Genomic DNA, 12,514 nt, shown 5'->3' on the forward strand with positions numbered 1-12,514 from the left:
GCGTCAGCGGTCGCGTTTCATGCGCATCGAGCGCTGACCATCGACCGAAGCAAAATAAGTGCCCATGCTCGCGGTCTTGATCAGGACCTTCTGCCCCGGCTTTGGGTCACGCGCCAAGCGCTTGGTATCGATCTGCACCCAAACCGCACCGTCATCCATGGTGATCGTATATTTTCCTGAACGATCAATCCGTACCGATTTTACAACCGTTTCAATGCTTTTGACCGCATCTTCGTCACCATCACGACCAAAAAAACGGCCGAGATTTGGGACAGCGAATCCAAAGAGTCCGCGGCGGGTCTCTTTGACCGTCGCACGATCCGCAAAGCTGATTTCACGATTGGCATCGGCAGTTGATAATTCACCGACTTCGCGGTCGTAACAGGCAAGCCGGGCAGTTGGGTCAGCTATGGCGCGACAATCATAGAGTTCCTGAATTTGCGCAGGACGCGCAAGAGGCTCCTCGACCTTCGCCTTGGCAGGGCCGCTGACGGCCAGAGACAAAAGTAAAAGCGGCAGGCCAAGCCGCCACGATGATAGATGCAACATAGCGATCCTTTGCGACAATAATGAGACTGCCTAGCGACCACACGACAATGCCGCAAGCGCCGCGCCGATTGCGGCCATGACAAGCTATGCCTAGAGTGGCCGGTGAAGGGAAGGTTTCTTATATGGACAAGGCGCAGAACTGGACGACTGATTATGCCCACCCTACACCCTGGGATCAGACATTTGCGCCCCTGTCGCTGCCGCAGATGTTGGCCGACAGTGTGGCGCGTTGCGGCGATGCACCGTTGGTCGATTTTATGGGGCGGCAGTTCAGCTATGACGAGGTGGCGAGCGGCGTGGCGCGAGTCGCCCGCGGCTTACAACAGCACGGTATTGGCCCCGACAACCGCGTCGGCCTGTTCCTGCCCAATGTCCCGCATTATGTCGCGGCCTATTATGGGGCGCTGTTGGCAGGGGCGACGGTGGTCAATTTCTCGCCGCTTTATACGGTCGAGGAACTAGCGGCGCAGGTCGAGGATTCGGGGACCGATACGCTTGTCACCTTGTCTGCATCCGCATTGTTGCCAACCGCGCTTAAGGTGCTCGAGCAATCAAGCCTTCAGCATCTGATCGTCGGCTCGATCGCGGGCGCGCTGCCGCCCGCCAAATCGCTCCTCTATCGCATGATGCGCCGCAAAGAAGTGACAGCGCTACCAGACGACAGGCGCATCACACGCTTTTCTGCGCTCATCGACAATGATGGCCAGCCCGATCCGGTGGCCATTGATCCCGAAACGCATGTTGCGCTGATCCAATATACCGGCGGCACGACGGGGACGCCCAAAGGCGCGATGCTGACCCATCAGAATCTGACCGCCAATGCGCGGCAGATCAATGTGATCGACCCCGACCGGCAGGCCGAGGACCGCATCCTGGGCGTGTTGCCAATGTTCCATGTGTTCGCCAACACCTGCGTCCTCAATCGCACCGTGGCCAATGGCGGGACGATGGTGCTGTTGCCGCGCTTTGATGCCAAGGCCGCGCTGCGCGCCATTACCCATAACAAGATTACCGCGCTGCCCGGTGTCCCGACCATGTATCAGGCGCTGCTCGATCATCAAGACATTGGCACAACCGATTTTTCCAGCCTGCGCATCTGCATTTCGGGCGGCGCGCCAATGCCCGCCGAACTGCGCGAGAAATTTGTCACTACAACTGGCGCGGCCCTGGTCGAAGGCTATGGCCTGACCGAAAGCGCGGGCGTCGTGTCGACCAATCCCTATGACGGTCCGGTCAAGGCTGGCACTATCGGCCAGCCTCTGCCAGCCACACAGTTGCGCCTCGTCGACAAGGAAGACCCCGAACAGGATGCGCCCGCCGGAGAAGCGGGAGAGCTGGTGGTCAAGGGACCGCAAATCATGCGCGGATATTGGAACCGGCCCGAAGCGGACAAGGACAGTTTCAACCGCGACGGCTGGCTTCGCACAGGCGATGTCGCCACCATTGATGAGGATGGCTATGTCCGCATCGTCGACCGGTTGAAAGACATGATCGCGGTCGGCGGTTTCAAAGTCTATCCCAGCGTCATCGAGAAAAGATTGCACGAGCATCCGGCGGTCAAGGAAGCCATCGTGCTGGGTATCAAAGATGATTATCACGGCGAAATGCCCAAAGCCTTTGTTACGCTGGAAGAAGGGTTTGACATCAGCGGCGAGGCGCTGAAAAAATGGCTCAACCCGCAACTGGGCAAGCATGAGCGAGTCACGGCTGTGGAGGTACGCGACAGTCTGCCCAAGACGATGATCGGCAAGCTCGACCGCAAGGCGCTGCGCACCGAAGAAATATCGTCAGCCAAGGCCTGAAGGCCCGGATCGCTTATTGCGGAGCGCGACGCGACCAGACAGTGCGTTGGTAAAATGTGACCCCGAGGGTGACGGCACCGTCCAGTTCCAGATGATGCAGCCGACCAGGCGGTATCAAGATGCTGTCGCCTGCCTGCAACCGGGTCGCACCCCCCTCTTCGGCATCTTCCCAGACAAAGTTGACCGCGCCGTCCTCGACCTTCAAAACGCCCCAACATCCAGCCTTGAGCGAATGCGCTTTTTTCAATCCGGCCGGTACTGTTTCCGCCGTAAAGGGGCCGAGGCTGCGATAGGCATTGCAGTCTTCGGGAAGGTCCAGAGGCGTAGAGTCGGCCGGTTCGATCATCACCCCACCCATGCACGAATCCCCACAAGCGCGATACCGAAAAGGGCGAAACAAATCGGGATCGTAAGGATTTGCCCGGCAACAGCGGTCGGCGACATGGAGCCACCCCAGGTTTCCAGCTCACAATTCTGGCCGGGCGCTGGCGGGCGATGCTCCTTTCCATCGAGGCCAATCAGAATAGCCCCCAGTCCAAAGAAGATGACCGTATAGCCGATGCAGATGCTGATCAGGAAAATCGCTTCGGTTCCGCGACCGGTGGCGGCAAGAAGACCTGCGAAGAATATACCATAGCAGATGAACATGATCCGCCAGATATGCCCTGGGATCTGGGTGTCATTGCTTTCGGGATGCGCGGGTACAGGCCGGTTTTCGGGATCGAGCGGGTGCAAATTGATAGGAGACGGCGCCTCGACCGCCGCATACATGTTCGTTTCATCAAGCATCGGCCAATCCTTTCATGGCTTGCATATCGCTGCGTCCATCGCGGTGGATGCGGATGCCGGTAAGCAGGCTGTCGGCGATCATCCGGGCGCGACCCGCGATCAGATCCGTCGCTTGCGGATCGCGTTCGATCTCGTCGAGCGTGGCGTTGAACAGGGTCAGCCAGTGCATAAAATCATCGCGTTCGATCCCAGGAATCGCGATATGTTTGACCATCGGATTGCCGCGAAACCCTCCGCTTTCATGCAGGACCGAACTCCAAAAGGCGGTCATGCGGTCAAGATGGGTATCCCAACCCTCGATCCGCGCCGCGAAAATCGGCCCCAGCCGATCATCCTCACGGATTTTGGCGTAAAATTGCTCGACCATGTGGCGGATAAAGCCGGGGTCAATCTGCATCGCTTCGGCAGTTTCTCGTTTGCTCTTGCGCGCCTCGGCGGCATGGGGGGTGACGGTCATGATGATGCGCCTATGCTATAAGTGGTATATAGTATGCTTCTTAATCGGCTTTGCAATTAAAAGCAATATCCCATATGCAACTTAAATGCGACTAACCCTTCAATCCGATTATGCGATGCGAACGCTGATGATGCTCGCCGCCCGCGGCGACGTGGTGGCCGTCGACGAGATTGCACGAGCCTATGGCATTTCGCGGCATCATCTGATGAAAGTGGCGGGGCGTCTGGCCGAATTGGGCTATGTCATCGCGCGGCGCGGCCGTGGTGGCGGCCTGACGCTGGCGCGCGAGCCAAAGGACATCAATGTCGGCGCCGTCATCCGTGACATCGAATCGCTCGACACTTTTGTCGAATGTTTCGACAAGGCAACAAACCAGTGCGTCGTCGCTGATGCATGTGGCCTGCAATCGGCGCTGTCGCTCGCAGTTGGGGATTTTCTGGCTCGACTCGACAGCTTTACACTCGCCGATTTGACCCCCGATCCGCACGGATTCGCACGACGACTGGCCATTCCCACCGAAAGCGCGAACAGCAGCGGCTGATTTCCCTTTTATCGTCAAGGTCGGACCAGCCCCATTCAGGCTGCCCGCTGGCACGTTAACTCGCCCCACTTATTTTGCGCGACACGGCAATGTTATATTGTAACCTTGGTGATGTTATGCCATATCGTAGACATCAAGCGTTTTTCCGGAGATTCGGGTGACCCAAGTCGCCAGCCTTGCCTTTTTATTGTCGCGCCTCGGTGCGATCTATAGGGCTGCGCGCGAATCCAAGGGGCCGCTGACGCCTTTATCCGGCGATCAGCTCGCGATGGGTCTGTCGGGATTGTGTCTGGTCCATTGTCTGGCCAGCACCATATTATTTGCCTCGCTCGCCTCGGTCGGCGGGCTATTGATCAATCCGCTGTTCCATGAAATCGGGCTGGTCGTCGCGATCGGCTTTGCGCTGGTGACGCTTGTCGCGGGAGTGCTCAGCCATGGCTATATGATGCCCTTTGCCGTCGGCAGCTTTGGCCTGGGCATGATGGGCGGCGCCCTTTCGCTCCCGCATGGCGGCAACGAAGCGCTGGCAACGATGATCGGTGTCGCCATTGTCGCGCTGGGCCATGATCTTAACCGTCGCGCCACGCATTAGGGGTTAGCCCTTAGCCGCCCTTCCGCTTGCGGGTGTGCAGCAAAAAGCCTAAATGGGGAGATACAGGAAAAGGTGCGCTTTCGCGCCTGACCGTTGATGGCGCGCCATTGCGCGTAAAGGAAATGCCATGGGCAAACATGATCATCCACATGTCGAAGCCAGCGGCGCGCCGCTGGCCGAGGCTGCGCAAACCGCACTAGAAGCGGGCGGCGAAGCGTGGACTGATATGCGCGCGGCAATTTTCGATGCCGTTGCCGCGATTGGCAAGCCCGCCAGCGCCTATGAAATCGCCGACATTGTTTCGCAAAAACGCGGGAAGCGTGTCGCGCCCAATAGCGTTTACCGCATCCTCGACCTGTTCGTGGCCAATAATCTGGTCCGCCGTCTCGAAAGCGCCAATGCCTTTGTCGCCAACAGCCATCCGGGATGTTTGCATGATTGCATTTTTCTGATCTGCGACAATTGTGGGTCGGCGGTTCATGTCGATAACGACAGCCTGTCGAGCGGTGTCCGCGCTGCCGCCGAGGCGACCGGATTTTCTGCTGAACGCCCGGTCATCGAAGTCCGCGGGCGCTGTTCGGACTGCCAGTGACGGCGCAACTTATAGGGCCAGTCACGTTCAACCTATGATCGCAACGCTGAACCATTGGATCGAGGGACAGCGCTCCCGGCCTTCGGCGCCGACGCGCTGGTGGATAGCCACCTTCCTGTTGGGCTTTGCCACTTTGGCCTTCAGCCTGTTCCTCAACACTATTTTTCCGCCGAGCGGCGCGGCTATCCCGCCCGGTTATGGGCCGCCAGTCATCGCCTTTGAATTTGTTCGCAATCAGGGCGATCTGCTGTCCGTCTTTGGCTCGGTCGATGACCCATTGCAGCTGGCAAGACTGCGCGCCATGCGGGCGGGCAATGAGCAGGATTATGGGTTCATGCTGCTTTATGCCGGCTTTCTGGCGAGCGGGTGCATGGCCTTGTGGAGAGATGTCCGGTCGCGCATTGCGCTGGCCGCGGTGGCATTGCCTATCATCGCGGCGCTTTGCGACGGCTATGAAAACTGGCTCCTGTTCGACATCCAGACCGCCTTCACCCTTGGCGATTATTCGCCTTCGATGAGCAGCCTGCCCGTGCCGGTAATGGCCAAATTCCTGTTGCTGGCTGCTACCAACGTCGCCATCGGCACAACGCTGATGCAGATGCCACGCGGCTGGCGCGCACTCGGAATAATGATCATCATCCCCTGTTTTGCCACCGTCATGGCCCTCATCGCACCCGCCGCCTTTGGCTGGACGCTGACCGTTGCGACAGGATTTGGCTGGCTGGCGCTGTTCGGCATGGCTGCAATCGGCAGCTGGTCTGCACTGGTCCGAAAAATGCCGCTGGTGCAGTTCAACCCGATGCTGATTCCGCACCGCGCGGCGAATTCTGATACATCGGCACCTGCGCCACCCCCACCTCGCACTCAAGCTTTTGGCCGGCGCGGAATAGACGGCAAACCCTAACCCCCTTTTCGTCACGCGTCGGGCGGTCTAGGACTCACTGCATACGACCCCAGGGGGAAAGGCCCATCATGTCCCAAGTCACCATCCGCGAAGACGACCTCATCGAAACCGTCGCCGACGCGCTTCAGTACATCAGCTATTTTCACCCGATGGATTATATCCGCGCGCTGGGTGCCGCCTATGAACGCGAAGTATCGCCCGCCGCCAAGGACGCGATGGCACAAATCCTGTCGAACAGCCGGATGTGCGCCGAGGGGCATCGCCCGATCTGTCAGGACACGGGCATCGTCACCATCTTCATCAAATGGGGCATGGACTGCAAGCTGGACAGCCCCCGCAGCCTGCAACAGGTGGTCGATGAAGGGGTCCGCCGCGCCTATCTGCACCCCGATAACAAGCTGCGCGCCTCGATCCTCGCCGATCCGGCGTTCAGCCGCGTCAACACAAAGGACAACACGCCGTCGGTGATGAATGTCGAAATGGTGCCGGGCAACAAAATCCACATTGACGTCGCGGCCAAGGGCGGCGGGAGCGAGAATAAGTCGAAGTTCAAGATGCTCAACCCGTCGGACAGCATCATCGACTGGGTGCTCGATACCGTCCCGCAAATGGGCGCTGGCTGGTGCCCGCCGGGGATGCTGGGCATCGGCATCGGCGGCACGGCGGAAAAAGCGATGTTGCTCGCCAAACAATCGCTGATGGACCCGATCGACATGACCGAATTGCTGGCGCGCGGGCCATCTTCGCCGATCGAGGAATTGCGGATTGAACTCTATGAAAAGGTCAATGCGCTGGGCATAGGCGCGCAGGGTCTGGGCGGACTTTCAACCATTCTCGACGTCAAGATTTTGGACTGGCCAACCCATGCCGCGTCCAAACCCATCGCGATGATCCCCAATTGCGCCGCGACGCGCCACGCGCATGTCACCCTCGACGGCAGCGGCCCCGCCTATCTGGAGCCGCCCAAGCTCGCCGACTATCCAGAGATTGACTGGACACCCGACAAGGCGGCAAAGCGCGTCGATCTTGATACGCTGACCCCTGAAATCGTCGCGAGCTGGGAACAGGGCGACCGGATTTTGCTCAACGGCAAGATGCTCACCGGCCGCGACGCGGCGCATAAGCGGATTGCCGACATGCTGGCGAAAGGCGAGGAACTGCCCGTCAGTTTCAAGGGCCGCGTTATCTATTATGTCGGTCCTGTCGATCCGGTGGGCGAAGAAGTCGTCGGTCCCGCCGGCCCGACCACCGCGACGCGCATGGACCAGTTCATGGACATGATGCTGAACCAGGGCCTGCTCGCCTGCGTCGGCAAAGCCGAACGCGGTCCCGCCGCTACCCAGGCCATCGCCAAACATGAAAGCGCCTATTTGATGGCGGTCGGCGGCGCGGCCTATCTCGTTTCCCGCGCGATCAAGGGCAGCGAAGTGGTCGGCTTTGCCGATCTGGGCATGGAAGCCATTTACGAGTTTGAAGTGCAGGACTTTCCCGTCACCGTCGCGGTCGACAGCAAGGGCCAGAACGTCCACGTCAACGCGCCAGCTCTGTGGCAGAAACGGATCAGGGAAGAGGGATTGCTGGAAAAGGTGTGAGGCGACCCATAGTTCTACCGTCACCCCGGCGAAGGCCGGGGTCTCTCCGCCTTGGCATCACACAACGGCACCGTAGAGATTCCGGCCTTAACCGGAATGACAGGTTGTTGACGACTGTGTGCGATTTTCTGTTGTAACGACACATCTAGCCTAACCCACACCCGTTTCCGTTCGTCCTGAGCTTGTCGAAGGACCGTTCTTCCTGCAAATACAAGGGCGAGCGAAGAGAACGGCGCTTCGACAAGCTCAGCGCGAACGGGAGGGGGAACCGCAGCGATGAAACAGCCCATCGACCTTTATTCACCGCTGTCGCCGACGGAAATTGCGAGTAAGCTGAAGGCGATTATGGATGATGACATGCCTGACGCCAAGGCGCGGGTATATGGCGGGGGCACGCAACATGACATGCAGCTGCGCTATGTGCGGCGCAACTTTCGCGACAGCACCGCTCCGGCGCTGAAGGCCGAAATGGAAGAATATGAGGGCGGAACGCGGATCACAGGCAATCTGGGGCCGTCACCGATGGCCAAATATTTCCCGCTGATCTGGTTCGGATTCCTGTCGATATTCATTCTGTTCGGCGTCTTTGCAATGATGTTTATTCCCGGCGCGCGGCTCTTTGGGCTGATGTTCGCAGGGACACCAATTGTGATGGCGGTGATAGGCATAATGGTCTTTCGACTTGCGCCCGATACCGACGGCGATGCCGACAAGATTATGGCATTCCTGCGCCGCGAACTCGACGTGCGGCCGATTCCCTAGACCCCATCCTTTCGCGCCGCGCGCATCCGTTCGAACCACAGCTGCACATCGCTGACATCGTCGCCCGGTTCACGTGGGGCATATTGGGCAAAGGCGGCATAGACCTCACGCCACCGTTCCTCCATTCGCACGACATTATAGGGGTGGCTGACCAGATAATAGGCGCCCGCCTGCATCTGGGGGAAAATGCGCGCGGCGAAATCATCGGCGTCCATCGGCCCGTTGTCGGCATCACCCGCCAGTTCGGTACGAACCCAGCCGGGAATGATCACCCCCAGCTCGATATTCGCCGGAGCCTCGCGGCGCAGCACATCCATCATGCCAAGCACGGCGTGCTTGCTCGCCACATAAGCACCGCCCGAACGCGGCAGTGCGTTAAACAGACTGTTTTCGGATGCGGTGACATAGATGGCTGACGGCAGGCCATCATCACGAAAGCGCCGACCAAAGATGCGGATGCCATTCCAGACGCCCCAGAAATTGACCTCATACATGGCGCGCGCTGCGTCCATATCCATATCGAGCACAGATAACCGCCCGCCGCTGGCCCCGGCATTGTTGATGATGATGTCGGCGCGGCCATTTTCGGTCCATGCAAAATCGGCAAGCGCCTCGACCGACGCCGGATCGGTGACATCACCGACAAAAAAGCGTGCATCGATGCCCGCCGCGGTCAGCTCGGCCACCGCTTTTTGCAGCCGGTCCTCGCGCGGTTCGAACAGAATCAACCGCCCGCCAGCCGTTCCGATTTTCTTGGCAAGCGCCAGACCTATGCCGGTTGCGCCGCCTGTAATCACGCAAGTCTTGGCTGCAAAATCCATGGCGATGATTCCCTTTTAATACCAAGCCTAGGCGGCATTGGACCAAAGGGTCAATCGGCGCCGCTTGTGGCAGGGCCTGATCTGCGCCACTAGGGTCGAGCAAAGGGGCGAAGCCATGACCTTCACATTCCATCCCATCGGCCATGTGCGCGGCGGGCGCGCCGAGGCGATTGACGATGACTGGGGCGCATCGCGCTCCATGATCGAGCTGGACCCCGACCGCTTTACCTCTGACGCCTTATTGGGCCTCGACAGTTTCAGCCATGCCGAGGTCCTGTTCCTGTTTGATCGCGTGCCTTTGAACAAGATCGAAACCGGCGCCCGCCATCCGCGCAATCGCAGCGACTGGCCGCGCATCGGTATTTTCGCTCAGCGTGGCAAGAACCGCCCCAATCGCATCGGCTTGACCACTGTGCGCATCATCGCGGTCGACGGCCTGACACTGACCGTCGAGGGTCTCGACGCAATCGACGGAACACCCGTGCTCGACATCAAGCCGATGATGGCGGAGTTTCTGCCGCGCGAGGCCGTGCGACAGCCCGACTGGTCACACGAACTGATGCGCGAATATTGGAAGAAAGACGGATGAGCACCAAGCCCGATGCTCTCCACAAACCTCGCCCATTAAAATCCATAGACCAGTGAGAAGCGCGACACGCTATCGGCTTTTCTAGCCCCCGGCGGCGGCCGAGTGTCGATGTCGACCGAATAACCGAGTCGCGCCGAAAACTTGTCCGTAAATTTCGCAGTCAGCGCTGTGAGCGAGCTAATCGTGGTATTGCCCTGTCCCGCCAGCGTCGATGCTTTCTCGGTAAAGCGCAGTTGCGGCGACAATTGCCAGGCAAAATCAACTCCCGCGAGCGCGCGTAACTGACTTGTACTGCCGCCGCCGACGAACTCCGTCACCCGCAATGCAGGTCCGGCATTGACGTGAAGCAACAGTTTCTTGGTATCGAACAGCTTGTGCCCCAATCCACCCGAAGCCGACCAGCGCGAAGAATAACCCTGAAACCGGTCACGCTCCCACCGCCCCAATCCAAAGGCATAGGTGCGGTCGTCAATGAGATACTGAGGCTCCACCTCGGCCAGAAACTTCTCGGTCGTTGTCCGACCGTTGCTGCGCTGATAATCGACGCGCCCACTGAATTTATAAGTCCAGTTGACGCCTTTGCGCGCCAACGCCAATCCCGCGCTGACCCCTGTGCTGTTACTGTTGCCGCTGCTGTGAGACGCACCGATCCGGCCCTCGCCGTGCCAATTGTCGAGCAAGCCAGCTTGCGCCAGCTGTTCGCGCTCCTCGGCTTTGGCAGAGGCATCGGCTTGTGCCTTCGCGGCAGTAAAATCGGCCAGCAGCGCATCAATCTCGGCTTCGTCGTCAGGATTGGTCAGCTTGGCCAATTTGGCCACTGTTTCGACATCCTTGGCCTGACCGCTGGCGATAGCAGCGTCGATCATCGCCCGCACCGGCGCGGGAAGCGCCGCATGAGCGGGTTGCGCGGCGACAAGAATCAACGCGGCAGAAAGCCGGGGGAGAGTTTCGAACATGGGGAACCCTTATTATTTGCAGGACTAGATGCCCAAACGGGCGGGTGCGCCAGTGGGGGCGCCGTCCCTAGAACCAAAATTTCGCGCTACTGGTGGCATTTCTGGCAACAAAACACCACATAGTAGGGCATGATTATCGCCATTATCGCCATTTTTTGCGCCGGCATCGGCAATTTCGCGATGCACCGCGCCTTTATGGAAAGCGACGACCCGCTGATTCAACAGATGGTCAAACCGCTAACCAGCAAGGCCGGGCCGCACATAACCTATGTCTTTGAGTTTCTGTTGCTCGTTGGTGCGATGGCGCTGGCAACGCGCGGCTGGTTCGCGGCGCTGATGCTTTATGGCCTCTATACGATTTTCAATGCGATGGCGTTTAGCTGGGTGATGAACCGGCCGCGTTAGTCATTCGGCGGTCACCATCCCCTATGCCACCCCGTGATACCACCACACGCCGTCACGGTCTTCACGGCGGACGCGGCCTTCAACCTCCAGCCGTTTCAGATGGGCCAGCGCCTCGCCGGTTGCCAGACCAGCATTATGCTCGGCAATAGGGCGGTTGAACAGCATCGAGAAGCAATCAACCGCGCGCAGCGGCTTATCCGCAATCGCCACTGCCAGCTTGTACAGCCGCATCCGGTGCTCGTCGCGCAGCGCCGTCAATCGGACGTGCAAGCCCTTGAACGGCTCGCCATGCGCGGGGCAGGTGATAAGATCGGACGGCAAAACGGTGAGCAGCTTGTCGATCGAGGCCAGCCATTCGCCCAACGGATCGGCGTCGGGTTCGGTGATATTGACCGACACATTTGAACTGATCCGCGGCAACACCTGATCGCCCGATACCAGCACGCCCTCTTTCTCATTCCACAGACAGGCATGTTCGGGGCTGTGACCCGAACCGACCACGACCCACCATTTATGCGCGCCCATGTCGAGCCGGTCACCGTCTTTCATCCGCACATAGCTGGACGGGAGCGGAAAGATCATCCGCGCGAACATTCCCCAGCCGCGCGCTTTCATTGCTTCGATTGCCGCATCGTCCCAGCCCGCCGCACGCGATTGGGCGAGCATCGCGTCGGGCACCGTATCGCTGGCGTCGGCGACAATCATCCGCGCGGTGAGCATTTCGCCGCGCGTCATCCACAGCTTTACGCCATGCTTTTTCGCGATCCAGCCCGCGAGGCCGATATGATCGGGGTGAAGATGGGTGCCGATGACGCGGCTGATCCGTTGGTCTTTAAGCGCACCGGCATAAAGCGCCTTCCATTCGTCCGAACAGATGGTCAGACAGATGCCGGTATCGACCACCGCCACGCCATCCGAATCGTCGAGCAGCCAGCTGTTGATATGACCAAGAGAGCCCGGCATCGGGATGCGTGCCCAGCTGATCCCGTCGGCAATGCGGATCGTCTCACCCGTCGCGGGCGCGGCGTCGCCCCACGGATAGGTCAGTCCGGCGAGGCTGGTTGCGGTGTAACTATCGTCCTGCGTCAGCGAAGCGTCGGGCGATCCCGACGCCGCGGGAATGCCGTCATCATCGGCGCTGACACGCGGGTTCGACATGCTGC

General features: G+C 59.5%; 16 protein-coding genes. 9 read left to right on the forward strand and 7 right to left on the reverse strand.

Features of this window, described 5'->3' with window-relative positions; all coding sequences use genetic code 11:
• Positions 1-3: 3 nt before the first annotated feature.
• Positions 4-549: a hypothetical protein gene (locus ACR3XE_RS13325; RefSeq protein WP_473699718.1), complete on the reverse strand. Its 546-nt coding sequence runs from the start codon at positions 547-549 to the stop codon at positions 4-6.
• Positions 550-671: 122 nt separating this feature from the next.
• Between ACR3XE_RS13325 and ACR3XE_RS13330 the strand changes: the two genes are divergently transcribed.
• Positions 672-2,351, forward strand: coding sequence for a long-chain-fatty-acid--CoA ligase (locus ACR3XE_RS13330; RefSeq protein WP_473699717.1), 1,680 nt, complete (start codon positions 672-674; stop codon positions 2,349-2,351).
• Positions 2,352-2,364: 13 nt separating this feature from the next.
• Here the strand turns inward: ACR3XE_RS13330 and ACR3XE_RS13335 are convergent, their stop codons facing one another.
• From ACR3XE_RS13335 to ACR3XE_RS13345, 3 genes are read right to left on the reverse strand one after another with little or no spacing between them, the layout of a single operon-like run.
• Positions 2,365-2,697 (reverse strand): TehB-like domain-containing protein, encoded by a 333-nt coding sequence (locus tag ACR3XE_RS13335; RefSeq protein ID WP_486185800.1) that lies wholly within the window; start codon positions 2,695-2,697, stop codon positions 2,365-2,367.
• On the reverse strand, positions 2,697-3,140 hold the full coding sequence (locus ACR3XE_RS13340) for a hypothetical protein (RefSeq protein ID WP_473699715.1): 444 nt from the start codon (positions 3,138-3,140) through the stop codon (positions 2,697-2,699). The genes ACR3XE_RS13335 and ACR3XE_RS13340 overlap by 1 nt, the downstream gene beginning before the upstream one ends.
• Complete coding sequence (locus ACR3XE_RS13345; protein ID WP_473699714.1) at positions 3,133-3,597, reverse strand: group III truncated hemoglobin; 465 nt, start codon at positions 3,595-3,597, stop codon at positions 3,133-3,135. The genes ACR3XE_RS13340 and ACR3XE_RS13345 overlap by 8 nt, the downstream gene beginning before the upstream one ends.
• A gap of 85 nt (positions 3,598-3,682) precedes the next feature.
• Between ACR3XE_RS13345 and ACR3XE_RS13350 the strand changes: the two genes are divergently transcribed.
• The 6 genes from ACR3XE_RS13350 (at position 3,683) to ACR3XE_RS13375 (ending at position 8,580) form a co-directional block, all read left to right on the forward strand.
• Entirely contained in the window at positions 3,683-4,138 is a 456-nt protein-coding gene (locus ACR3XE_RS13350) for an RrF2 family transcriptional regulator (protein ID WP_473699713.1), read from the forward strand.
• 157 nt (positions 4,139-4,295) lie between these two features.
• The gene (locus ACR3XE_RS13355) at positions 4,296-4,730 is read left to right on the forward strand and encodes a MerC domain-containing protein (RefSeq protein ID WP_473699712.1); all 435 of its coding nucleotides are present in this window, start codon (positions 4,296-4,298) and stop codon (positions 4,728-4,730) included.
• 127 nt (positions 4,731-4,857) lie between these two features.
• Positions 4,858-5,322, forward strand: a complete 465-nt coding sequence (locus ACR3XE_RS13360; RefSeq protein ID WP_473699711.1) for a Fur family transcriptional regulator — start codon at positions 4,858-4,860, stop codon at positions 5,320-5,322.
• A 34-nt stretch (positions 5,323-5,356) separates the two neighbouring features.
• Positions 5,357-6,226, forward strand: a complete 870-nt coding sequence (locus tag ACR3XE_RS13365; protein ID WP_473699710.1) for a hypothetical protein — start codon at positions 5,357-5,359, stop codon at positions 6,224-6,226.
• Positions 6,227-6,294: 68 nt separating this feature from the next.
• Positions 6,295-7,818, forward strand: a complete 1,524-nt coding sequence (locus ACR3XE_RS13370; RefSeq protein ID WP_473699709.1) for a fumarate hydratase — start codon at positions 6,295-6,297, stop codon at positions 7,816-7,818.
• 276 nt (positions 7,819-8,094) lie between these two features.
• Positions 8,095-8,580: a hypothetical protein gene (locus ACR3XE_RS13375; RefSeq protein ID WP_473699708.1), complete on the forward strand. Its 486-nt coding sequence runs from the start codon at positions 8,095-8,097 to the stop codon at positions 8,578-8,580.
• Here ACR3XE_RS13375 and ACR3XE_RS13380 read toward each other — a convergent pair.
• The gene (locus ACR3XE_RS13380) at positions 8,577-9,401 is read right to left on the reverse strand and encodes an SDR family NAD(P)-dependent oxidoreductase (RefSeq protein WP_473699707.1); all 825 of its coding nucleotides are present in this window, start codon (positions 9,399-9,401) and stop codon (positions 8,577-8,579) included. The two genes, ACR3XE_RS13375 and ACR3XE_RS13380, sit on opposite strands and share 4 nt — an antisense overlap.
• A 115-nt stretch (positions 9,402-9,516) precedes the next feature.
• On the opposite strand from ACR3XE_RS13380, the gene ACR3XE_RS13385 reads away from it, so the two are divergent.
• Complete coding sequence (locus ACR3XE_RS13385) at positions 9,517-9,990, forward strand: SAM-dependent methyltransferase (RefSeq protein ID WP_473699706.1); 474 nt, start codon at positions 9,517-9,519, stop codon at positions 9,988-9,990.
• A 35-nt stretch (positions 9,991-10,025) separates the two neighbouring features.
• Here the strand turns inward: ACR3XE_RS13385 and ACR3XE_RS13390 are convergent, their stop codons facing one another.
• A complete protein-coding gene (locus ACR3XE_RS13390; protein ID WP_486185801.1) occupies positions 10,026-10,946 on the reverse strand; it encodes a DUF481 domain-containing protein in 921 nt (306 codons plus the stop codon).
• Between the two features lie 129 nt (positions 10,947-11,075).
• Between ACR3XE_RS13390 and ACR3XE_RS13395 the strand changes: the two genes are divergently transcribed.
• Positions 11,076-11,351: a hypothetical protein gene (locus tag ACR3XE_RS13395; protein WP_473699704.1), complete on the forward strand. Its 276-nt coding sequence runs from the start codon at positions 11,076-11,078 to the stop codon at positions 11,349-11,351.
• 21 nt (positions 11,352-11,372) lie between these two features.
• Here ACR3XE_RS13395 and ACR3XE_RS13400 read toward each other — a convergent pair whose 3' ends face one another.
• Positions 11,373-12,509 (reverse strand): MBL fold metallo-hydrolase, encoded by a 1,137-nt coding sequence (locus ACR3XE_RS13400; protein ID WP_486185802.1) that lies wholly within the window; start codon positions 12,507-12,509, stop codon positions 11,373-11,375.
• Positions 12,510-12,514 lie beyond the last annotated feature (5 nt).

The sequence above is a fragment of the Sphingopyxis sp. 10G20-10 genome, assembly GCF_057365075.1.

Bases quoted from the DNA above. Each gene is read 5' to 3' on its own strand.
- ACR3XE_RS13380 (WP_473699707.1), bottom strand. From the start codon at position 9,401: ATGGATTTTGCAGCCAAGACTTGCGTGATTACAGGCGGCGCAACCGGC.
- ACR3XE_RS13335 (WP_486185800.1), bottom strand. From the start codon at position 2,697: ATGATCGAACCGGCCGACTCTACGCCTCTGGACCTTCCCGAAGACTGC.
- ACR3XE_RS13400 (WP_486185802.1), bottom strand. From the start codon at position 12,509: ATGTCGAACCCGCGTGTCAGCGCCGATGATGACGGCATTCCCGCGGCG.
- ACR3XE_RS13375 (WP_473699708.1), top strand. From the start codon at position 8,095: ATGAAACAGCCCATCGACCTTTATTCACCGCTGTCGCCGACGGAAATT.
- ACR3XE_RS13330 (WP_473699717.1), top strand. From the start codon at position 672: ATGGACAAGGCGCAGAACTGGACGACTGATTATGCCCACCCTACACCC.
- ACR3XE_RS13325 (WP_473699718.1), bottom strand. From the start codon at position 549: ATGTTGCATCTATCATCGTGGCGGCTTGGCCTGCCGCTTTTACTTTTG.
- ACR3XE_RS13340 (WP_473699715.1), bottom strand. From the start codon at position 3,140: ATGCTTGATGAAACGAACATGTATGCGGCGGTCGAGGCGCCGTCTCCT.
- ACR3XE_RS13365 (WP_473699710.1), top strand. From the start codon at position 5,357: ATGATCGCAACGCTGAACCATTGGATCGAGGGACAGCGCTCCCGGCCT.
- ACR3XE_RS13350 (WP_473699713.1), top strand. From the start codon at position 3,683: ATGCGACTAACCCTTCAATCCGATTATGCGATGCGAACGCTGATGATG.
- ACR3XE_RS13390 (WP_486185801.1), bottom strand. From the start codon at position 10,946: ATGTTCGAAACTCTCCCCCGGCTTTCTGCCGCGTTGATTCTTGTCGCC.
- ACR3XE_RS13345 (WP_473699714.1), bottom strand. From the start codon at position 3,597: ATGACCGTCACCCCCCATGCCGCCGAGGCGCGCAAGAGCAAACGAGAA.
- ACR3XE_RS13385 (WP_473699706.1), top strand. From the start codon at position 9,517: ATGACCTTCACATTCCATCCCATCGGCCATGTGCGCGGCGGGCGCGCC.
- ACR3XE_RS13395 (WP_473699704.1), top strand. From the start codon at position 11,076: ATGATTATCGCCATTATCGCCATTTTTTGCGCCGGCATCGGCAATTTC.
- ACR3XE_RS13370 (WP_473699709.1), top strand. From the start codon at position 6,295: ATGTCCCAAGTCACCATCCGCGAAGACGACCTCATCGAAACCGTCGCC.
- ACR3XE_RS13360 (WP_473699711.1), top strand. From the start codon at position 4,858: ATGGGCAAACATGATCATCCACATGTCGAAGCCAGCGGCGCGCCGCTG.